This is a genomic window from Streptomyces sp. NPDC086989 (genome assembly GCF_044745505.1).
Taxonomy (GTDB): Bacteria; Actinomycetota; Actinomycetes; order Streptomycetales; family Streptomycetaceae; genus Streptomyces.
The window spans coordinates 168,881-189,153 of sequence record NZ_JBIVAL010000007.1; the positions used below are offsets into that span (position 1 = coordinate 168,881).

General features: G+C 74.2%; 15 protein-coding genes. 14 read left to right on the plus strand and 1 reads right to left on the minus strand.

The annotated features are described in order from the left end of the window. Window positions 1–112 precede the first annotated feature (112 nt). The 3 genes from ACIPK4_RS18825 (at window position 113) to fusA (ending at window position 4,241) form a co-directional block, all read left to right on the plus strand. Entirely contained in the window at window positions 113–1,135 is a 1,023-nt protein-coding gene (locus ACIPK4_RS18825) for an SCO0930 family lipoprotein (protein ID WP_402313919.1), read from the plus strand. 64 nt (window positions 1,136–1,199) lie between these two features. Then, the gene (locus tag ACIPK4_RS18830; RefSeq protein ID WP_402313921.1) at window positions 1,200–1,754 is read left to right on the plus strand and encodes a hypothetical protein; all 555 of its coding nucleotides are present in this window, start codon (window positions 1,200–1,202) and stop codon (window positions 1,752–1,754) included. Between the two features lie 408 nt (window positions 1,755–2,162). After that, window positions 2,163–4,241, plus strand: a complete 2,079-nt coding sequence (fusA, locus tag ACIPK4_RS18835; RefSeq protein ID WP_402313923.1) for an elongation factor G — start codon at window positions 2,163–2,165, stop codon at window positions 4,239–4,241. A gap of 90 nt (window positions 4,242–4,331) precedes the next feature. On the opposite strand, the gene ACIPK4_RS18840 is transcribed toward fusA, so the two are convergent. Continuing rightward, window positions 4,332–6,839, minus strand: a complete 2,508-nt coding sequence (locus tag ACIPK4_RS18840) for a SpoIIE family protein phosphatase (RefSeq protein ID WP_402313925.1) — start codon at window positions 6,837–6,839, stop codon at window positions 4,332–4,334. Between the two features lie 339 nt (window positions 6,840–7,178). Between ACIPK4_RS18840 and ACIPK4_RS18845 the strand changes: the two genes are divergently transcribed. From ACIPK4_RS18845 to ACIPK4_RS18895, 11 genes are all read left to right on the plus strand, one after another. Next, window positions 7,179–7,673, plus strand: a complete 495-nt coding sequence (locus ACIPK4_RS18845) for a DUF402 domain-containing protein (RefSeq protein WP_402313927.1) — start codon at window positions 7,179–7,181, stop codon at window positions 7,671–7,673. A 57-nt stretch (window positions 7,674–7,730) separates the two neighbouring features. Then, window positions 7,731–10,592, plus strand: coding sequence for an FAD-binding and (Fe-S)-binding domain-containing protein (locus ACIPK4_RS18850; RefSeq protein WP_402313929.1), 2,862 nt, complete (start codon window positions 7,731–7,733; stop codon window positions 10,590–10,592). A gap of 13 nt (window positions 10,593–10,605) precedes the next feature. Then, window positions 10,606–11,778: an MFS transporter gene (locus ACIPK4_RS18855; RefSeq protein WP_402313931.1), complete on the plus strand. Its 1,173-nt coding sequence runs from the start codon at window positions 10,606–10,608 to the stop codon at window positions 11,776–11,778. 323 nt (window positions 11,779–12,101) lie between these two features. Further along, on the plus strand, window positions 12,102–12,821 hold the full coding sequence (locus tag ACIPK4_RS18860; RefSeq protein WP_376199353.1) for a phosphoribosylaminoimidazolesuccinocarboxamide synthase: 720 nt from the start codon (window positions 12,102–12,104) through the stop codon (window positions 12,819–12,821). 88 nt (window positions 12,822–12,909) lie between these two features. After that, window positions 12,910–13,578 (plus strand): SDR family oxidoreductase, encoded by a 669-nt coding sequence (locus ACIPK4_RS18865; protein ID WP_402313933.1) that lies wholly within the window; start codon window positions 12,910–12,912, stop codon window positions 13,576–13,578. A gap of 39 nt (window positions 13,579–13,617) precedes the next feature. After that, window positions 13,618–14,055 carry a hypothetical protein gene (locus ACIPK4_RS18870; RefSeq protein WP_402313935.1) on the plus strand — a complete coding sequence of 146 codons (438 nt, stop codon included), beginning with the start codon at window positions 13,618–13,620 and terminating at the stop codon, window positions 14,053–14,055. After that, entirely contained in the window at window positions 14,052–15,248 is a 1,197-nt protein-coding gene (locus ACIPK4_RS18875; protein ID WP_402313937.1) for an MFS transporter, read from the plus strand. Before ACIPK4_RS18870 ends, ACIPK4_RS18875 begins: the two co-directional genes overlap by 4 nt. Next, window positions 15,245–16,099 carry an HAD family hydrolase gene (locus tag ACIPK4_RS18880; RefSeq protein WP_402313939.1) on the plus strand — a complete coding sequence of 285 codons (855 nt, stop codon included), beginning with the start codon at window positions 15,245–15,247 and terminating at the stop codon, window positions 16,097–16,099. The genes ACIPK4_RS18875 and ACIPK4_RS18880 overlap by 4 nt, the downstream gene beginning before the upstream one ends. 7 nt (window positions 16,100–16,106) lie before the next feature. Then, entirely contained in the window at window positions 16,107–18,077 is a 1,971-nt protein-coding gene (locus ACIPK4_RS18885; protein WP_402313941.1) for an alpha/beta hydrolase family protein, read from the plus strand. A gap of 146 nt (window positions 18,078–18,223) precedes the next feature. Then, window positions 18,224–19,213 (plus strand): phosphoribosylaminoimidazolesuccinocarboxamide synthase, encoded by a 990-nt coding sequence (locus ACIPK4_RS18890; protein WP_402313943.1) that lies wholly within the window; start codon window positions 18,224–18,226, stop codon window positions 19,211–19,213. A 32-nt stretch (window positions 19,214–19,245) separates the two neighbouring features. Then, entirely contained in the window at window positions 19,246–20,268 is a 1,023-nt protein-coding gene (locus ACIPK4_RS18895; protein WP_402314390.1) for a beta-ribofuranosylaminobenzene 5'-phosphate synthase family protein, read from the plus strand. Window positions 20,269–20,273: the final 5 nt, after the last annotated feature.

The following is a 20,273-nucleotide window of genomic DNA, read 5'->3' on the forward strand; positions in this document are numbered from 1 at the left end:
CAACCGTTAGCGTGATCTGACAAATTCCCGTTCATTCGAATTCGGTGAACCTCTCAGGCCTTATGAATAAGGCAGTAGACCAACCCCCCGGGTTCAACCCGAAGGAGTGATCGTGAACAAGAAGCGTGGTATTGCGACTGTTGGATCGGTGACTGCGGTTCTGTTGCTGGCAGTCGGATGCGGAAGCAGCGAAAATGGCGCGCGCAACGCGAATTCCGTACAGCCGGCGGGCGCTGGAAAGGCCCTCGGGGGCGCATACGACACGGGCTACGGAGCGGGCGGCTACGGGGCGGGCGGCGCGGCCCCCGCCGCCGGTTCCGGGTCGGGCTCCGACGTCGGCTCGGGCTCCGACAAGGGCGGCCCGGCGGGGCAGCTGGCCGTACGCGACATCGCGAGCGTCGGCAGCGTGGTCACGGACAGCGCCGGAATGGCCCTCTACCGCTTCGACAAGGACACGCCCCAGCCGCCCAAGTCCAACTGCGAAGGGGACTGCGCCGTGACGTGGCCGGCGGTCCCGGCGGACGACGCGTCGGCCGCCGCCGGCATAGACGCCTCCCTCCTCGGCTCGGTGGCCCGGGCGGACGGCAGCAAGCAGCTGACCCTCGGCGGCTGGCCGGTGTACCGCTACGCGAAGGACACCAAGGCGGGCGAGGCGAAGGGCGAGGGCGTCGGCGGCACCTGGCACGCACTGGCGCCGGACGGCAAGAAGGCCGTCGACAAGAAACAGAAGGCGGACGGAAACGGAGGGATGGCGGGCATGGAGATGAAGTCGGGAGCGGAACTTTCCGTGGCCGACAACGAAAAGCTCGGAAAGATCCTGGTGGACGGCCAATGGCGCACGCTCTACCGATTCGACAAGGACAGTGCGTGGCCGATGAAGTTCGGCTGCCTCGGCGCCTGCCTGGACACCTGGAAGCCCGCCCCCGCCGTGGACAAGTCGAAGGCCGAGGGAATTTCTGGCAAGCTGGTCGGATCGGTCAAGCGGCCCGACGGCAGCGAGCAGTTGACGATCGACTGCTGGCCGGTCTACACGTTCACCGGGGACACCGGGCCCGGCCAGGCGAACGGACACAACAAGCAGGGACTCTGGTTCGCGGTCACCGCCGAGGGCAAGAAGGTCCCCCCGACGGCGTGACGCGCACCGCATCCCGGAGAGCCCGGTGACGATCCCGCCCCCGACCCCCTGTGAGGCAGCCAGCATGCCCCCTTCACCCCGTATCGCCGCCGCCGCTGCCGCCGTGCTGCTCGCGACGCTGCTGTGCGGCGGCTGCAGCGCCCGGGCGTCGGCCGGTCCGCAGGGATCCGACCCGAGTCCGAGTCCGTCCGCACCCCCCTCGTCCGGCGCCCGCCCCGCCCCGCTCCAGCAGATCGGCGACGCCCTCGGCTGCACGCCCGAGATCACGGTCGACGCGGAGGAACTCCGGGAGGGGGCGTGCGGGACGGGGCCGCAGGCCTTCCGGATGGCCACCTTCACCAGCGAGCAGGGCCGCCAGGCCTGGCTGACGGAGGCCCAGAACTACGGCGGCACGTACCTGGTGGGGCCCACCTGGGTGGTCACCGGGGCATCCGCCGAGGCGCTGGCCCCGGCCCACACCCGCCTCGGCGGGACCATCCAGAGCGCCCCCGGCCACGGCTCCTCCCACGACGCCCCGCCCGGCCCCGGGCAGACCCCGGCGCAAGACCCCACGCACGACGCCTCCCACGGCTCCTCCCACGCCGGCGGGCACGACTCCCCGAGTCCCGCCGCATCCTGAGGAGGCGTCCGGCCCGGCCCGCGAACAATTGCGGTGCCGGGCCGCTGCCGTGTCACTACACTCGCTCCCGTGCCGCCGCGCGACGTGGCGTGCGCTCCGTCGTACGAGTCGAACGACTCCAGTGATTCCAGTGAGGGGAGCCGGGCCATGTGTCACCGCATCGCCGTCTTCGCTCCCCGCTCCCGGTACGACGTGATCCCGGTGTCCTCGGCCTCCCGATGACGGCTGCGCGGCCGCCATCGGACGTCCGCGACGAGGACCCGCCCTCATGACGGCAGGCGAGCCGGCCCCGCACACCCGGGCGTACCCGGGGCGTGGCCGAGCCCTGTGACGCCCGCCCCTTCCGAGCCCCGTCCCGTCCGGAAATCGCGCTGCCCTCTTCACCCCTCCGCCGAAAGGCCCCGGGCCATGCGCACCCACCCGAACACCGCGACCACCGTCCGCAACCTCGGCATCCTCGCCCACGTCGACGCCGGGAAGACCACCGTCACCGAGCGGATCCTCTACACCACCGGCGCCACCCACAAGCGCGGCGAGGTCCACGCCGGCACGACCGTCACCGACTACGACCCGCAGGAGCGCGACCGCGGCATCACCATCTTCGCGGCCGCCGTCAGCTGTACGTGGGACGGCCACCGCATCAACCTGATCGACACACCGGGACACGTCGACTTCTCCGACGAGGTGGAGCGCTCGCTGCGCGTGCTCGACGGCGCGGTCGCGGTCTTCGACGCCGTCGCGGGCGTCGAACCGCAGAGCGAGTCGGTATGGAGACAGGCCGACCACCACGGCGTGCCGCGGATCGTGTTCGTCAACAAGATGGACCGCGTCGGCGCCGACCTCGACCGGGTGGTCGCCTCCGTGGCGCAGCGGCTCCACGTGGTCCCGCTGGTCGTCCAGCTGCCCGTCGGGCAGGAGGACGGGTTCCGCGGGACGGTCGACCTCGTCCGCATGCGGGCGCTGCTCTGGCGCGCCGGGCAGGACGCGTACGAGACGGGCGCCGTACCCGAGGAGCTGTACGAGGAGGCGCGCAGCCGCCGCCGGCAGCTGGAGGAGCGGGTCGCCGAGCTCCATCCGGCCGCCCTGGAGGAGTACTGCGCCACCTCGGCGCTCTCCGCCGCCACGCTCGGCGCCGCGCTGCGCGACCTGACGCGCAGCGGGGAGGGGGTCGTCGTGCTGTGCGGCTCGGCGTACCGCAACCGCGGGATCGAACCGCTGCTGGACGCCATCGTGTCGTACCTCCCCTCGCCGGCCGACGTGCCGCCCGTACGGGGAGCCCACGGCGCTGCGGTGCAGGAGCGGCCCGCCGACCCGTCGGCGCCGTTCGCCGCGCTGGCGTTCAAGGTGAACGCGACGCCGACCGGACGGCTGACCTGCCTGCGGGTGTACTCGGGAACGATGAGGAAGGGGGACACCGTGCTGGACGCGGGCACCGGCCGCACCGAGCGGATCGGGCGCATCCTGCGCGTCCAGGCCGACCGGCACGCCGAGGTGGAGCAGGCCGTGGCGGGGGACATCGTCGCCGTGGTCGGGCTCAAGGGCACCCGCGCCGGGTCCACGCTGTGCGCCCCCGGCGCGCCGCTCGTCCTCGAACCGCCGAAGACCGCCGCCCCGGTGGTGTCCGTGGCGGTCGAGGCGGGCACCGGCGCCGAGGCGGGCCGCCTGTCCGCGGCGCTGGCCCGGCTGGTCGAGGAGGACCCGTCGCTGGTGGTGCGGACCGATCCCGAGACGGGCCAGACGGTGCTGTCGGGCATGGGCGAGCTGCACCTGGAGGTGGCGGTGGAGAAGATCCGCCGCAGCCACGGGCTGCACATCGGCGTGGGCCGCCCGCGGGTGGCCCACCGCGAGACCGTCGTGCGCGGGGTGTCGGGGCTGGTCTACCGGCACGTCAAGCAGGACGGCGGGGCCGGCCAGTTCGCCCATGTGGTCCTCGACGTCGAGCCCCTGGGCGGCGCCGACGCCGAAGGCGACGCCGGCGGCTTCGCCTTCCGCTCGGCCGTCGTCGGCGGGCGGGTGCCGCAGGAGTACGTCCGCGCGGTGGAGACGGGCTGCCGGGACGCGCTCGCCGAGGGCCCCCTCGGCGGGCACCCGGTGACCGGGCTCCGGGTCACCCTGACCGACGGGGCCACCCACCCCAAGGACTCCTCCGAGACGGCGTTCCGGGCGGCGGGCAGGTTCGCGCTGCGCGAGGCCCTGCGCGCCGCGGAGATGGAGCTGCTGGAACCGGTGGCCGAGGTCGTGGTGACCGTACCCGACGACGCCGTCGGCGGGGTGCTGGGCGACCTGGCCGCGCGGCGCGGCCGGGTCTCGGGCTCGGCGGCGCGGGCGGGCGGCACGGCGGTCACCGCCACCGTGCCGCTGGCCGAGCTGTTCGGCTACGCGTCCCGGCTGCGCAGCCGCACCCAGGGCCGGGGCACGTTCACCGCCCGGCCCACGGGCTACGCCCCCGTACCGGCGGCGGTGCTCGACCGGGCCCTGCAGGGCTGAGGGCCGTCCCTGTGCCCCCGGCCGCAACCGCGGCCGGGGGCACACGCTCCGGGCGTTCGCCGTCCGCCGTCCGCCGTCCGCCGTCCGCCGTCAGTCTTCGGCCGCGGCGGCGTCCGCCGCCTCCAGGAACCCCTCGGGGAAGGGCTGTTCGGCCCAGATGGTCTTGCCGCGGGCGTGGTAGCGGGTGCCCCACAGCTGGGCCAGTTGCGCCACCATGAACAGCCCGCGCCCTCCCTCGTCGGTCTCCTCCGCGCGCCGCACGTGCGGGGAGGTGCTGCTGCCGTCCGAGACCTCGCAGATCAGCTCGCGGTCGCGGATCATCCGCAGCTGGACCGGCTCGCTGCCGTAGCGGATCGCGTTGGTGACCAGCTCGCTGACCACCAGCTCCGTGGTGAACTCCAGTTCCTCCAGACCCCATGCGGCCAGCTGCCGCGTCGCGAGGGTACGGGCCCGGCCCACGACCTCGGGCTCCGCCGGCAGGTCCCAGGTGACGTGGTGTCCGGCCGCCAGCTCGTGCAGGCGCACCATCAGCACCGCCACGTCGTTCTGCGGCAGCACCGGCAGCAACCGGCCGATCACCGCGTCGCAGGCCTCGTCCAGCCCGTTCCCCGTGGTGCCTCCGGCCCCGGACGGCGGCGTGAGCGCGATGCCCGACAGCGCCTCCGGAAGCCGTTCGAGGCCGAGGTCCACCTCCCGGTCGGGGGCTGCGACCAGGCCGTGGGTGTACAGCACGAGCACGTCCCCGTCGTCCAGCGTCAACTCGGCGCTCCCGAAGGGGGATCCGCCGAAACCCAGGGGCGGCCCCGCGGGCAGCGCCACCATCGCGGGCGCCCCGCCCACGGGGGCGAGCACCGGCGGCGGATGCCCCGCGCTGGCCACCGCGCACTGCCGCGAGATCGGATCGAAGACGGCGTACACGCAGGTCGTGCCCGCCGCCCCGCCCGGACGCGGCCCGCCGTCCCCGTCCTGGGCCTGCTCGTCCGCGAACCGGTGGATCTGGTCGTCCATGTACGAGAGCAGCTCGTCGGGGGAGAGGTCGAGGTCCGCGAGGGTGCGGACCGCAGTCCGCAGCCGCCCCATGGTCACCGCCGCGTTCAGGCCGTGCCCCTGCGCGTCGCCCACCACCAGGGCCACCCGTGCGCCCGACAGCGGGATCACGTCGTACCACGCCCCGCCCAGCTGCGCCCGGCCGTGCGCCGGCAGATAGCGGGTCACGGCCTCCAACGCGCCGAGTTCGGGCAGCCGTTGGGGCAGCAGGCTGCGCCGCAGAGCCAGCGCCGCCGTCCGCTCCCGCGTGTAGCGGCTCGCGTTGTCGATGCACACCGCCGCGCGCGCCGTGAGCTCCTCGGCCAGCAGGACGTCGTCCGGCTCGAACCCGTGGGCGCGCGCGTACCGTACGAAGACCGCGGCGCCCAGCGCGGCATCGCGGGCGGACATCGGAACCAGCAGCCACGAGTGGACCCCGTGCGCGCGGACCAGCTCGGCCTGCCGGGGGTCGACCGGGGCGACCTCCGCGATCAGCTCCTCGCCCGTCAGCAGCAGCGGCTCCCCGCCGGCCATGGCCCGGGTGAACAGGGAGCCCGGCCCCGAGGTGAACGGGTCGGCGTCTCCCGTCGCCACGGCCGGCTCGGCCGAGCCGCCGGGAGGGACGGACGTCGCCGCCCGCAGCAGTGTCACGGCCTCGCCGACGGGGCCCACGACCGGCTCCTCGCCGCCGAACACGGGGGCGAGCAGGTTGACGTAGGCGTGGTCGGCGAACTCCGGAACCGCCACCTCGACGAGCTCCCGCGCCGTGTGCAGCACGTCCAGCGTGGTGCCGATGCGCGTGCTCGCGTCGTTGACCAGCGCCAGCCGTTCGCGGGCCCGGACCCGTTCGGTCACGTCGGTGACGGCGTGGGCCAGCGCGATCAGCTCGCCGGAGCTGCTCCGCAGCGGCAGGATGCTCTCGGACCAGACGTGCTGCCGGTCGGGGTCACCCCGCAGCAGGCCGCGCACCTCGGTGTGGACCAGGGCCTCACCGGTCTCCAGAACTCGGCGCTGGCGCGCCTCCAGGGCCGCCATGTCCAGCAGGTCGGACGGCGCCACCTCGGACATCGTGCGCCCGATGAACTCCTCGTTTGCGAAGCCCCCGCCGCGCCGCAGGGCGTCGTTCTGCGCGATGAAGCGCAACTGCGTGTCGAAGACGTCGATGAGGAAAGGGGACTCGGTGAACAACCCCCTGATCAGCGCCTCGCTGAGCTCGTGCCGCCGCGTGGCGCCGACGTCGGTCGCCTGGATCAGCCACTGCCGGTCACCGGTCGTGGACACCATGGGGCGGGCGTGGAGCGCGACCTCGACCCCGCGCCCGCTGCGGTGCCGCAGGACCGTGCGCCCCGTGTCCGGGCGCGCGAGCAGCAGATCGGCCCCGCGCAGCCCGTGCACCTCCCGGGCCGTGTAGCCGAGCAGCCGCTCCGCCCCGGGACCCCAGCCGATCACGACACCGCGCGAGTCGAGGAGGGCGTACGTCTCGTCGCCCGGTTCCGCAGGCCCGCCGGAGGCATCCTGGAACACCGGGTCCTGCATCACTGCGCCCCACTTCCGGATCTGCGGAACGGCCACGGAACGGCTCTGTGCGTACTGGTGCAATTATCGCTCTGCGTCACCCCGTGTGCAGCCGGGCCACCGCGCCCCGGTTACCGTCCGTGTGCGGCGCACCACGGGGACGCCCGGCCGGCCGAGGCCCGCCGCGCCGCCCCGCCGGCCGGCCCCACCGGCCGGAGGCACCGGTTTCGGCCAGGGCGGAGGGCCGCGGATCGCCCCGCAGGCACCCGGACGCACCCCGGGACGCGCCCCGTCGCCGGCTCGCGGCTGGCCGGAATGATGATCGTCATCGGATGCCCGTTTCGATACGATCACCGGGCGACACGCGTGCGAGGGACCGAGGACTGGGGCAGTGGGATGCGGCAACTGATCGACGTGGTGCTGACCAAGGCCGGCCGGGTCAAGATCCGTTACGAGGCCGGCGTGCTGGCCGACGACGGCGCGCAGATCTCCGTGACCGCCCCGTGGTCGGCACCCAAGGTGCGGGACTTCGGCTTCGTGCGCTTCGAGCCGGGCGACGTGTTCGTCGAGCACTACTGGCGCGACCGCTGGTACGCCGTCAAGGAGGTCCGCGACGGCGCCGGGGCGCTCAAGGGCTGGTACTGCGACGTCACCCGCCCCGCGGAGGTCCGCCGGCCCCCCGAGGGGGCGGCCGAGATCGTGATCGACGACCTCGACCTCGACCTGTGGGTCTCGGCGGACGGCAGCCAGGTGCTGCGGCTGGACGAGGACGAGTTCGCACAGAGCGGGCTCGCCGAGAGCGACCCGGAGGCCGCCCGCCAGGCGGTCGCGGCCCTGGACGAACTGGAGCGGCTCGCCAAGAGCGGTGCGCTGCCCGGTCTGCCGGGCTGACCGGGGCCACCCGTGGCGGCGACTTCACCGGGCCCCGGGGGACCTGACGCGGCGGCCGTGGCGCGGGTGCTCGCGGAGGCGGACTGCGGGGAGGTGTCCGGGGACCCGGGCCGCCGGGCGCAGTACTCCGCCGACGCCTCCAACTACCGGCAGATCCCGCTGGCCGTGGTCTTCCCCCGGGAGCGGGCGCACGTCCTCAACGCGCTGGCGGTGTGCCGGCGGCTGGGAGTGTCCGTCACCGCGCGCGGCGCCGGCACCAGCACCTCCGGCCAGGCCGTCGGCGCGGGAGTGGTGCTGGACTTCTCCCGCTTCTTCAACCGGCTCCTCGCCCTGGACCCGCAGGCCCGCACCGCCACGGTCCAGCCCGGCATCGTGCTGGACGACCTCCAGAGCGCGGCGGCCGGACACGGACTGCTGTTCGGGGCCGACCCCTCCACCCACAACCGCTGCACCCTCGGCGGCATGATCGGGAACAACGCCTGCGGCACGCACTCCGTCGCCTGGGGCCGCACCTCGGACAACGTGGTCGAGCTGGAGGTGGTCACGTACCGCGGCACCGTCGTCCGGCTCGGCGAGATGAGCCGGGAGGAGATCGACCGGGCCGTCGCGGCCGGCGACGACCGGGCCCGGCTCATCGGCGCCCTGTCCGCCCTCGCCCGGGACAACCTCGCCACGTTGCGCACCGAGTTCGGACGGTTCCCCCGTCAGGTCTCCGGATACGCCCTGGAACACCTGCTGCCGGAGCGCCGCTTCAACCTCGCCCGGGCCTTCGTCGGCAGCGAGGGCACGCTGGCGCTGGTGTTGTCCGCCACCGTCCGGCTGATCGCGCCGCCGCCCGCACGGACCCTGGTGGTCCTGGGCTTCGAGGACGCGTACGCGGCCGCGGAGGCGGTGGTCCCGCTGCTCGGGCACCGGCTCCTCGCCCTGGAGGGCCTCGACCAGGCGCTGACCGACGTGGTGACGCGGCCCGAGACCCGCGCCGCCATCGACACCCTGCCGGCGGGAGCCGCCTGGCTCTTCGCCGAACTCGGCGGCACCGCCGAGGAGCTGGCCGACCGGGCCGAGGCTCTCGTGGCGACCGCGGGGGAAGCGGCCGGCTTCACCGGCGGCCGGGCCGTCGCGGACCCCGCCGACGCCCGCCGGCTGTGGCGGATCCGCGAGGACGGCGCCGGACTGGCGACCCGCCGGGCCGACGGGTCGGAGGCCTGGCCCGGGTGGGAGGACTCGGCGGTCCCCCCCGAGCGGCTCGGCTCCTACCTGCGGGAGTTCGGGGCCCTGATGGAGCGGCACGGTCTCACGGGAGCCCTCTACGGCCACTTCGGCGAAGGCTGCCTGCACGTACGGATCGACTTCGACTTCACGACCGAGGAGGGGACCGCGGTCTTCCGGGCCTTCGGCGCGGACCTCGCCCGGCTGATCGCCGGGCACGGCGGCTCGCTCTCGGGGGAGCACGGCGACGGGAAGGCCCGCTCCGAGTTCCTCCCGCTCATGTACTCCCCCGCGGCCATGGCCCTGTTCGAGCGGTTCAAGGACGCCTGGGACCCCGACAACGGCCTCAACCCGGGCATCATCGTCCGGCCGTCACCGGTCGACGGGCACCTGCGCATCAGCCCGCACCGCCCCCCGCTCCCGCTGGCCACCGTCTTCGCCTACCACTCCGACGACGGGGACTTCGCCAAGGCCACCCGACGCTGCGTCGGCGTCGGCAAGTGCCGCGCCTCCGCCGACCACGGCACCGGGGTCATGTGCCCCAGCTTCCGGGTCACCGGGGACGAGAAGGACTCCACCCGCGGACGCGCCCGGCTGCTGTACGAGATGACCCAGGGCGAGATCGTCACCGACGGCTGGCGCTCCACGGAGGTACGGGACGTCCTCGACCTGTGCCTGTCCTGCAAGGGGTGCGGCACCGACTGCCCCGTCGGGGTCGACGTGGCCACCTACAAGTCGGAGTTCCTGCACCACCACTACCAGGGGCGGATCCGGCCGGCCTCCCACTACAGCATGGGCTGGCTGCCCCTGCTGTCCCGGGCGGCCTCCCGGGCCCCGGGCCTGGCCAACGCCGTCCTGGGATCACGGCTCGCCCCGCTGGTCAAGCGCCTCGGCGGGATCGCCGACGAGCGCAGCCTGCCGCGCTTCGCGGACCGGACGTTCCTCTCCTGGTTCCGGGGGCGGGCGCCCGGCGGCGATGGGCACCGCGGGCCGGTCGTGCTGTGGGTGGACTCGTTCAACAACCACTTCTCGCCGGAGGTCCTCCGGGCGGCCGTGGCCGTACTGGAGCACGCCGGGTTCACCGTCCGGGTACCCGACGGCACCCAGTGCTGCGGCCTCACCTGGATCACCACCGGACAGCTCGGGGTGGCCAGGCGGATCGCCCGGCGCACCACCGCCGCGCTCGCCCCCGCGGTCCGGGCCGGCGTGCCCGTCGTCGGTCTGGAACCCAGCTGCACCGCCGCCCTGCGCACCGACCTGCCCGAACTGCTGGGCCGGGACCAGGACGCGCAGGCGCTGGCCGGAGCCACCCTGACCCTCGCCGAACTGCTGGTCCAGCGGGCCGCCGACTGGGAACCCCCCGAGATCGGGGCCGAGTCCATCAGCCAGACGCACTGCCACCAGCACGCCACGTCCGGCTTCGGCGCCGACGCCGCCCTGCTGCGCCGGATGGGCGTGGACAACACGGTGGTCGGCTCCGGCTGCTGCGGGCTGGCCGGCAACTTCGGGTTCGAGCGCGGCCACTACGAGGTCTCCGTGGCCGTCGGCGAACAGGGACTGCTGCCCGCCGTACGGTCCGCGGACCCGGACACCCGCGTCCTGGCCGACGGATTCAGCTGCCGCACCCAGATCGCCCAGCAGACCGACCGCCGGGGCACCCACCTCGCCCAACTCATCGCCGAGGCCCTGCCGCCGGCTCCGGCACCCTGAAGAAGGACCGCTCATGCCCTACTTACACATACTCCGGCGCCCGTCCGTGTTCCGGCTGCTCACCGGCAGCTGGGTGGGCCGGCTGCCGTCCGCCATGGCCGCCCTGGCCGTGCCGCTCGCCCTGCGGGACGCGGGGGCCCCGTACGGTTTCGTCGGGCTGGCGGCGGGCACCTTCGCCCTCTCCGCCGCGGTGGGCGCCCCGCTGGTGGGCCGGCTGGTGGACCGGAGCGGCCAGACCCTGGTGCTGCTGGTCACGGCGCTGCTCGCGGCTGCCGGGTTCATCACCGTCGCCGTGGCCCCGGACCAGCGGGCGCTGGTGATCCTGGGCGCCGCCGTGGCCGGAGCTGCGACGCCCCCGCTGGAACCCTGCCTCAGGGCGATGTGGCCGGATCTCGTTCCCCCCGATGATCTGGAGTCCGCCTACGCCCTGGACTCCAGCGCCCAGGAGCTGGTCTTCGTCGCCGGCCCCCTCGTGGTGGCCGGGACGGTGGCGGTGGCCTCGCCCGCCACCGTGCTCTGGGCCCAGGCCGTCCTCGGCATAGCCGGTGTGCTGGTGGTGGCTACCTCCGGCCCGTCGCGCCGGTGGCGGACCGCCGCACGCTCCACCGACTGGCTCGGTCCGCTCCGCGAACGCGGACTCGTGCTGCTGCTCGTCTGCCTGGCCGGCGTCGGCTTCGCCATCGGCACCCTCAACATCCTGGTCGTCCACTACGCGGAACAGCGCTCGTTCCCCGGCGGAGCGCCCGGACTGCTGGCTCTGCACGCCGCAGGCTCGCTGATCGGCGTTCTGGTCTACGGGGCCCGGAAGTGGGATGCCCCGCTGCCGCGCCGGGCCCTGGCCCTCGCCCTGTGCCTGCTGGCCGGCTACACCCTGCTGATCCTGCTGCCCCCGGCCCTGCTGATGGGCCCCCTGCTGGTGCTGACCGGCCTGTTCCTGGCGCCGCTGCTGGCCACCACCTTCATGCTGGTCGGCGAGCTGGCCCCGGCCGGCACCACCACCGAGGCCTTCGCCTGGCTGATCACCCTGTTCGCCTCGGGGACGTCCCTGGGCTCCGCGATCACCGGTTGGGTGCTCCAGGGCACCGGCGAGCACTGGGGCGCCGCCTGCGGGGCGCTCGGCGTCTCGGTGACGGTGCTGCTGCTGTTCACGGGGCGCCGCAAGCTGCGCGTCTCCGTCCCCGCCTGAACCGTCCAATTCCCGCCATTCCAGAGCGCGTTGAATAGTCCTGCTCACGCCCGGCCGGGCTGTTGACGATCACTCAACGGCGCGACTAGGGTGCAATTCAGTGAGGCTCGGCCCCCCGTGCGGGGCGCAGCCGTTCTCTTGCGTTGCCGTTCCCTTCCGTTCACGTGCAACGCGAGCGAGTCCCTCCCTCGGCCAGGCGTGCTGTCCCGTCTGTCACGCGGCCCGGAGTCGAACGTTTCAATGCGGCCTGCCCTGCCTGCGTACGGGGCTGCCGTCCTTCCCTTCCCATGGGTTCGCCCGGCGAGCCAGAATGGATGTGAGGCGTGCATTCCTCCGATGTGATGGATCTGATGTCCAAGGCGCCCGACGTCTCGGGGCGCAGCAAGAAGGTGTGGCTCGTCGACGAGGACACCTGCCTGGTCGAGCTGATCCCCTCGCTGAGCAGCTTCACGTACAACCGCAATGAACTGATCGACGGAACCGGCGAGTTGCGACTTGACTTCTTCGAGTACGTCTCCGGACGGCTGGCGGCCGAGGGGGTGCACACGGTCTTCCGCGAGCGCACCGGACCGCTCACCTACCTGGCCGACTACCGGCCGTCCACGCCCTTCGAGGTCATCGTCAAGAACCGGGCCACCGGTTCGACGATCCGCAAGTACCCCGGGCTGTTCACCGAGGGCCAGGTGCTCGACCGCCCGGTGGTCAAGTTCGACTACCGGACCGACCCCGAGGACCAGCCCATCGGCGAGGACTACCTGCGGCTGCTCGGCCTCGACGTGGACGCCTACCGGGCCGCCGCGCAGCACTGCAACACCGTGCTCCGCGGGCTGCTGGAGCCCCTGGAGCTCTGGGACTTCTGCCTGATCATCGCGCCCGACGCGGAGCGCGGACTCGTGATCAACTCCGAGATCTCGCCCGACTGCATGCGGCTGCGCTCCGCCGCGGGCGAGTGCTACGACAAGGACCTGTTCCGCCAGGGCGTCTCGGGCGACGAGATCATCAAGCGGTGGACCGAGCTGATGCGGCTCATCACTCGTGGCTGAGCGACCCGTGGCTGAGCGATCTGTGGCCGAGCGGCCTGTGGCCGAGCCGCCAGAAGCCGCGCGACGGGCGTCCGGGCGACGGGCTCTGGTGACGGGCTCGAACCGGGGGACCGGGCGGGCCATCCGCGAACGCCTGGCGGCGGACGGCTTCACCGTCCGCTGCCTGAACCGCAGCTCCTGCACGGACCACCGGGACCCGGTCACGGCCGATCTCGCGGACGGGCGGGCCGCGTTCGAGGCCGCCCGGACGGTACTCGCCGACGTGCCCGCGCTGGACCTGCTGGTCCTGAACGCGGTGACGCGGGGCCTGGGCCGGGTCGACGAGCTCGACCCGCGGGTGTGGGACGAGGCGGTGGCGGTGAACCTCACCGCCAACGTCCGCGTGATCCAGGCGGCGCTGCCCGCCCTGCGGGCGGCCGGCGGGCACATCGTCCTGATGGGTTCGCACGCCGGGGACCGGCCGTTCGAGGGCGGAATGGCGTACTGCGCGACCAAGGCGGCACTGAAGTCGGTGGCCGAGGTGCTGCTGATGGAGGAACGCCCGAACGGCGTGCGGACCACGCTGCTCAACCCGGGTGCCATCCGCAACTTCGACGACGACTTCTCGGAACTCAAGATGAGCGTCGAGTCGGTGGCCTCGGTGGTGTCCTGGGTGGTCGCCGCCCCCGCCGACACCGTCGTCGGCGAGGTCGAACTGAGGCCCGCGCGGCTCGGCACCCCGCCCGCCGTCGGCTTCGAGCGGCTCCAGCATGTGTGAGTGATCCAGTTCCCCTTATGACCTGACGGGAGCGTTGTGATGGCGCCACGAACCTTCATCACGGAATGGGACGCGGAATCCGGAGTCCTGGAAGCCGTGCGGGCCCCCATCGGGGACCGCACGGACGGCCGGACCCCGCCGACCGGACCTGCCGGGGAAACCCCCATCGGCTTCCGGGCGGTGGCCTCGGTGGGCTTCGCCCCCGACGGCGGAGTCTGCGCGGTGAACGTGCCGGACATCCCGGAACGCGTCGCCCCTGCCATCCCCACCGCCCGCGACGCGGAGACCGTGGGCAACGCCTGGCTCGACAGCGGCTGGCTGTGGATACCGCTCAGCGGTGACCCGGCCGAGCAGCACCGCTCGGGCCTGGCGGAGATCGAACTGAGGCTCCGCAGCCAGGCCGTGACCGGCCTGTCGCTGCGGTTCCTCGACGAAGTGTCCGACCGGCAATTCCCCGACCAGGAGAACAGCACGTGAGCTACGCGGCCCTGCTGCGCCGGCCGTCCGTTCCGCACGCCCTCGGGGGCGCGCTGATCGGACGGCTGCCCACCGCCATGACGGCCCTCGCCATGACCCTCACCCTGCGCGCCCACGACGCGGACTTCCGCTTCGTCGGCCTGGCCACGGCGGTCCTCGCCGTGGCGGGGGCCGTCGGGGGACCGGTGCTCGGCCGCATGGTGGACCGCTGGGGGCAGACGTACGTGCTGCTCGCCAGCGCCGTGCTGTCCAGCTGCGGCATCCTGCTGATCGCCCTCGCGCCGGCCTCGCGGCCGGCGGTGCTCGCCGGCGCCGTCCTGGCCGGGGCTGCCACCCCGCCGCTGGAGCCGTGCCTGCGCGCCCTGTGGCCGGTCCTCGTCGGCCAGGAGAACCTCCAGCGCGCCTACTCGATGGACGCCGCCGCGCAGGAACTCGTCTTCATCGGCGGTCCCCTGCTCGTCTCCGCGACGGTGGCCCTCGGGCCGCCGGAGGCCGCCGTGGTGCTCTCCGCCGTGCTCTGTCTCGGCGGGGCCCTCGTCATGGCCACCTCGCGCCCCTCCCGGCGCTGGCGGGGGAGCCCGGGCACCCGCGACTGGCTCGGTCCGCTGCGCAGCCGCGCGCTGGTCCTGCTCTTCCTCGGGCTGGCCGGAGCCGGGGCGGCCATCGGCGGCCTGAACATCGGCGCCGTCGCCTACGCCGAACGCCATCCGCTGCCCGGCGGGGCCGGCACCCTGCTCGCGCTGTCCGCGTGCGGGGCGCTCGTCGGCGCCGTGGTCTACGGCCGCGGCCGGTGGAACGCGGCCCCGACCGCCCAGGCGGTGCTCTGCGGGGCCGGACTCACCGTCACCTACCTGCTGGTGGCCCTCATGGCCCCGCCGGCCGTCATGGCCCTGGTCTGCCTGTCCACCGGGTTCTTCCTGTCCCCGCTGCTGGTGGTGTCCTTCACCCTGGTGGACGCCCTCGCCCCCGAGGGCACCCTCACCGAGGCCTTCGCCTGGCTGATCACCCTGCTCACGACCGGCACCGCACTCGGATCGGCCCTCGCCGGACTGGTCCAGGAACTCAGCGGGCCGGGCCCCGCGACCGCCTCGACCGGGCTCTGCGCCCTGCTCGGGACCGGCTTCCTGCTGCTGTGCCACCGGCTGCCCGAGACCGCGGCCCGGCGGACCGCCCCCGCGTCGGCGGCCGGGTGATCCCCCCGCCCGGCGGCGGCCCCCGGCCGCGGCCCCGGCTGCTCGCCTGCGACCTGGACGGAACCCTGCTGGACTCCCGGGGCCGGCTCACCGCACCGGTCCGCGCCGCCCTGCTCCGGGTCCGGGACGCCGGACTCGCCCTCGCCGTGATCACGGCCCGGCCGGGCCGTGACATCCCCGCCGCGGTGACCGGCGGGGTCCCGGACTCGGCGTACTGGGCGTACAGCAACGGTGCGGTGATCCACGCGCCCGGCGAGGCCCGGCCGCGCCGGGTCCTCGGCTTCGCCCCCGGCCCGGTCCTGCGGATCCTCGAAGCCGTCCGCGCGGCCTCGCCCCACTGGTCCTGCGCGCTGGACCTGGTGGACCGCACCGTCACCCTCGACCCCTTCCCGCGCGAGGCCGCCGCGCACTGGACCCACGTCAGCCACCGCACCTGCGCGGACCGGCTCGACCTGCCCGCCCGGGTGCCCAAGCTGCTCGTCCACACCGGAACCGGCTGCGGGCCGGCCGTCGTGGCCGAGGTCCAGCGCGCCGTCGGCGGGGGCGCGACCGCCACCGCCTCGGGCGGCGGCTTCGTCGAACTGGTCCCGCCCGGCACCGGCAAGTCCGAGGCCCTGCGCTGGCTGTGCGCCGAGGCCGGCGTGGACCCGGCCGAGGCGGTGGCCGTCGGGGACGGGCTCAACGACCTGTCCATGCTGCACCTGGCCGGACTGGGCGCCGCCCCGGCGAACGCACCCGAGGAGGTCCGGCGCGCCGCCGGGCTCGTCCTGCCCTCGAACGACGAGGACGCGGTCGCCACGCTGGTCGCCCTGCTGCTCGACGGCCGCCGCCCGTACACCACCGAGGAGTGAGGACCCCGTGCCCGACGACGCCCGCAAGCAAGCGCCCTACGGAAGCTGGCGGTCGGCGCTCGCCGCCGACGACGTGGCCCGCGGGGCCGCCCTGCCCGAGTGGCTGGACTTCGTCGGCGACGAGGTGTGGTGGACCGAGCCGCTGGCCCACGACGGCGGCCGCAGCGCACTGATGCGGCGCGGGCCCGGCGGCGCGCCCGAGGAGGTGCTGCCCGGCGGCCGGGACGTGCGCAGCCGGTTCAACGAGTACGGGGCCAGGCCCTGGCTGCCGGTGTCCGGCCGGCCCGGCGACGGCATCGTTTTCAGCGACGGGACCGACCAGCGGGTCCACCGGTGGCGGCCCGCCGCCCCGGCGGTACCGGTCAGTCCGCCCGCAGGCCCCGGAGCGGTCCACCGATACGGGGACTTCGCGGTCCGCGGCGCCGAACTGTGGTGCGTGCGCGAGACCCTGCCGGACGCCGCCGGGGACCCGGTCCCCGAAGGTGTCCGGCGCGAGCTGGTGGCCCTGCCGCTGGACGGCAGCGCGGCCGAGGACCCGGCGGCGGTTCGGGTGCTGGCCGCCGGCCACCGGTTCCTGACCGGCCCGCGCATCGCCCCCGGCGGGGACCGGGTCGCCTGGCTGGGCTGGGACCACCCGGACATGCCCTGGGACCGTACGGACCTGATGGTCGCCGCGATCACCCCCGAGGGCCTGCTCGGGCCCGCCGTACGGGTCGCGGGCGGCCCGGGCCGCTCGGTCGCCCAGGCGGAGTGGGCCGCCGACGGCACCGGACGCCTGTTCGCCGTCACCGACCCCGACGGCTGGTGGAACCTGCACGAGATCGGCCCGGACGGCGGCTCCCGCCCCCTGCGCGCCGAACCGCAGGAGTACGCCGAAGCCCTCTGGCGCGTCGGCTCACGCTGGTTCCTGCCCCTGCACGACGGCACCCTCGCCGTGCTGCACGGCACCGCCGGCCGCCGCCCCGCCCTGCTGAGCCCCGACGGGAAACGGACCGCACTCGACCCGGACGGGCCGTACACCGAGTGGCACTCGCCCGCCACCGACGGGAAGCGGATCGCAGCCGTCGCGGCGGGCCCCGCCCACCGGCCGACCGTGGTGCTGCTGGACCCCCGGGAACCGGGCGGCCGGCTGGAGGTCCTGCGCCCGCCCTCCCGCGAGCACGCCGAACTGTGGCCCGCCCCCTTCCGGCGGACCTACCAGGGACCCGGCGGCGAAGAGGTGCACGCCCACGTCTACCCGCCCCACCACCCCCGCCACCGGGGCCCGGACGGCGAACTGCCGCCCTACGTGGTGCTGGTGCACGGCGGCCCCACTAACCGCACCCATATGACCCCGCACCCGCACATCGCCTACTTCACCAGCCGGGGCATCGGCGTCCTCGACGTCCAGTACGGCGGCTCCACCGGTCACGGGCGGGCCTACCGGGACCGGCTGCGCGGCGGCTGGGGCGTGGTGGACGTACGGGACTGCGCCACGGCCGCCCGCGGGCTGGTGGCCGAAGGGCTCGCCGACCCGCGGCGCCTCGCGATCCGGGGCGCGAGCGCGGGCGGCTGGACCGCCGCCGCCTCACTGATCGCCGAACCGGAGCTGTACCGGGCCGCCGCCATCCACTTCCCCGTACTGGACGCGGACACCTGGCAGCGCACCACGCACGACTTCGAATCCCGCTACGCGCAGACGCTGATCGGCCCCTGGCCGCAGAGCCGGGACGCGTACGTCCGCCGTTCCCCGGTGCACGGGGCAGCCGGCATCCGGGCCCCGTTCGCGCTCTTCCAGGGGTCCTTGGACGCCATCTGCCCGCCGAGCCAGGCCGAGCGGCTGCTGGAGCGGCTGTCGGGCTCCGACGTGGAGCACACGTACGAGGTCTTCGAGGGGGAGGGGCACGGGTTCCGCAGGGGTGGGACGGTGGCCCGCACCCTGCGGACCGAACTGAGCCTGTACGGCAAGGTGTTCGGGTTCACTCCCGACCCCGGGTGACCGCCGGCGGAGGCCGAGCGCGTCGCGGCGGCCCCCCGGGGTGTCACATCCGGGTCGCCTCGATCGTCTTCCATTCCGGGTGCCGCCCTCCCGCACCCGCGCCGCCGAGGGCCCCGCCCGGGCGCACGCCAGGAAGAGAAGAGCCCATGAAGCGTTGGTCCACCAAGGATCTGTACACACTGGCACCACCCCGCGACGGTCGGCCCGGCGACGGAATCCTGACCTTCACGGACCGCTACTCCGTCTACGACTTCGGCGTCATGCCCGACGAGATCCCCGGCAAGGGCAAGGCGTCCTGCGCCATGGCCGTCCGGTCGTTCGGCCTCATGCACGAGGCCGGCATCGGCACGCACTTCGTGGAGCAGGTCTCCGACAACGCCATCCGGATCAAGCTCCTCGACATCGACTTCGAGGGCGTCCGGCCCCGGACGGGCCCCGGCGGGATGATCCCGCTCCAGGTCGTCTACCGCAACGCCCTGGCCCGGGAGTCCTCGGTGCACCGCCGGGTCGCGGCCGGCCGCCTCGACCCCGCCCTCGTACCGGACCGCCGGGAGCCCGGCTCCCCGTGGCTGTCCGAGGTCATGGTCGAGTTCACGACCAAGTTCGAGGAGACCGACCGCTTCGTCACCCGCGAGGAGGCCGCCGCCGTCGGCCGGATCACGCCGGAGGACATTGCCCGGATCGAGAAGCTCACCCGGCAGCTCGCCCCGGTGCTCACCGCCCACTGCACGGCCGTCGGCCTCGAACTCGTCGACGGCAAGGCCGAGTACGGCTTCGACGGGGACGGCGAGCCGATCGTGATCGACCACGCGGGCACCCCCGACGAGAACCGCTTCTACTACGACGGCGTACCGGTCTGCAAGGAACTGCTGCGCTGCCTGCACCCCGGCCTGCGCGAGCACGTCCAGCAGCACATCAGGGACGGTCTGCCCCGCGACCGGTGGCCGCGCCCCGAGCCGCTGGGCGCCGCAGCGGTGGCTGCGACCTCCGAGGTCTACGCCGCGCTGACCGCCCTGTGGACCGGCCCGGCCGGCGAGAGCGGCCCCGACGCCGCCGTACGCGCCCGACTGTCCACCGCGGTCCGGGAGTTCGCCGAGGTCACCGGGGCCGCCCTGGGCGACCGTACCGGGCTCTGACCGACCACCGACGAGGAGATGCCCCCGTGGCGATGGAACCGCCCACCGAACCCGGGACGGCCGTACGGGTGTCCGCCCCGGCCCGCCTGAGCTTCACCCTGATCAGCCTCGACGCCACCTCGATGCGCCGCAACGGCATCGCCGCGATGGCCGTGGACCGGCCGGGACTGACCGCCGAGGTGCGGCCCGCCGCCGACGGGGTCACCGAGGTGACCGGAACCGCCGAGGAGACCACCCGCGAGGTGGCGCGGGCCGTCGAGACCCTGCGCAAGCTGTGGGACGGCCCGCCGGCCCGGGTGACGGTCACCCGGCCGCTTCCCCAGCACAGCGGCTTCGGCTCGAAGACCAACACCCTGCTCGCCGTCGGGCACGCGTACGCACGCCTCTGCGGCCAGGAGACCGACCTGCGCGAACTCGCCCGCACCCTGGGCCGCGGCCGCACCTCCGGAGCCAGCACCGGCCTCGCCGAACACGGCGGCTTCCTGGTGGACGGCGGGCACCGCAACCCGCCGGAGTTCGCCCGGGCCCCGCACACCTACCTGCGGCCCAGCCGGTTCGCCCAGGACGTCGCCCCGCCCCGGCCGGTGGTCCGGCTCGACTTCCCCGACTGGCCCGTCCTGGTCCTCCTCACCCACGGCCGCCACCTGGGCGGCCAGGAGGAACTCGACTGGTTCCAGCGGGTCACGCCGATCCCGCCCGAGGAGTCCTGGCGCACCTCGCACCTGGTCTTCATGGGCCTGGCCCCGGCCGTACTGGAGCAGGACTACGAGGCGTTCTGCGCCGCCGTGAACGAGATCACCTTCACCGGCCACTTCAAGCAGGCCCAGATCGCCTTCCAGGGCGAGGCCGTCACCGGCGTCCTGGAGGCCGGACGCGCGGCGCCCGCCGTCGACGCGATCGCGCTCAGCGTGACCGGCCCGGCCTGCTTCGCCTTCACCCGGCGGACCGACGAGGCCGCCGTATGGGCCGAGGACCTCCGCCGCCGGGGCCTGATCAGCGACTTCTGGTTCACCCAGGCCAACAACAACGGAATCAGCACCACGTGTCTGTCCTGAACTTC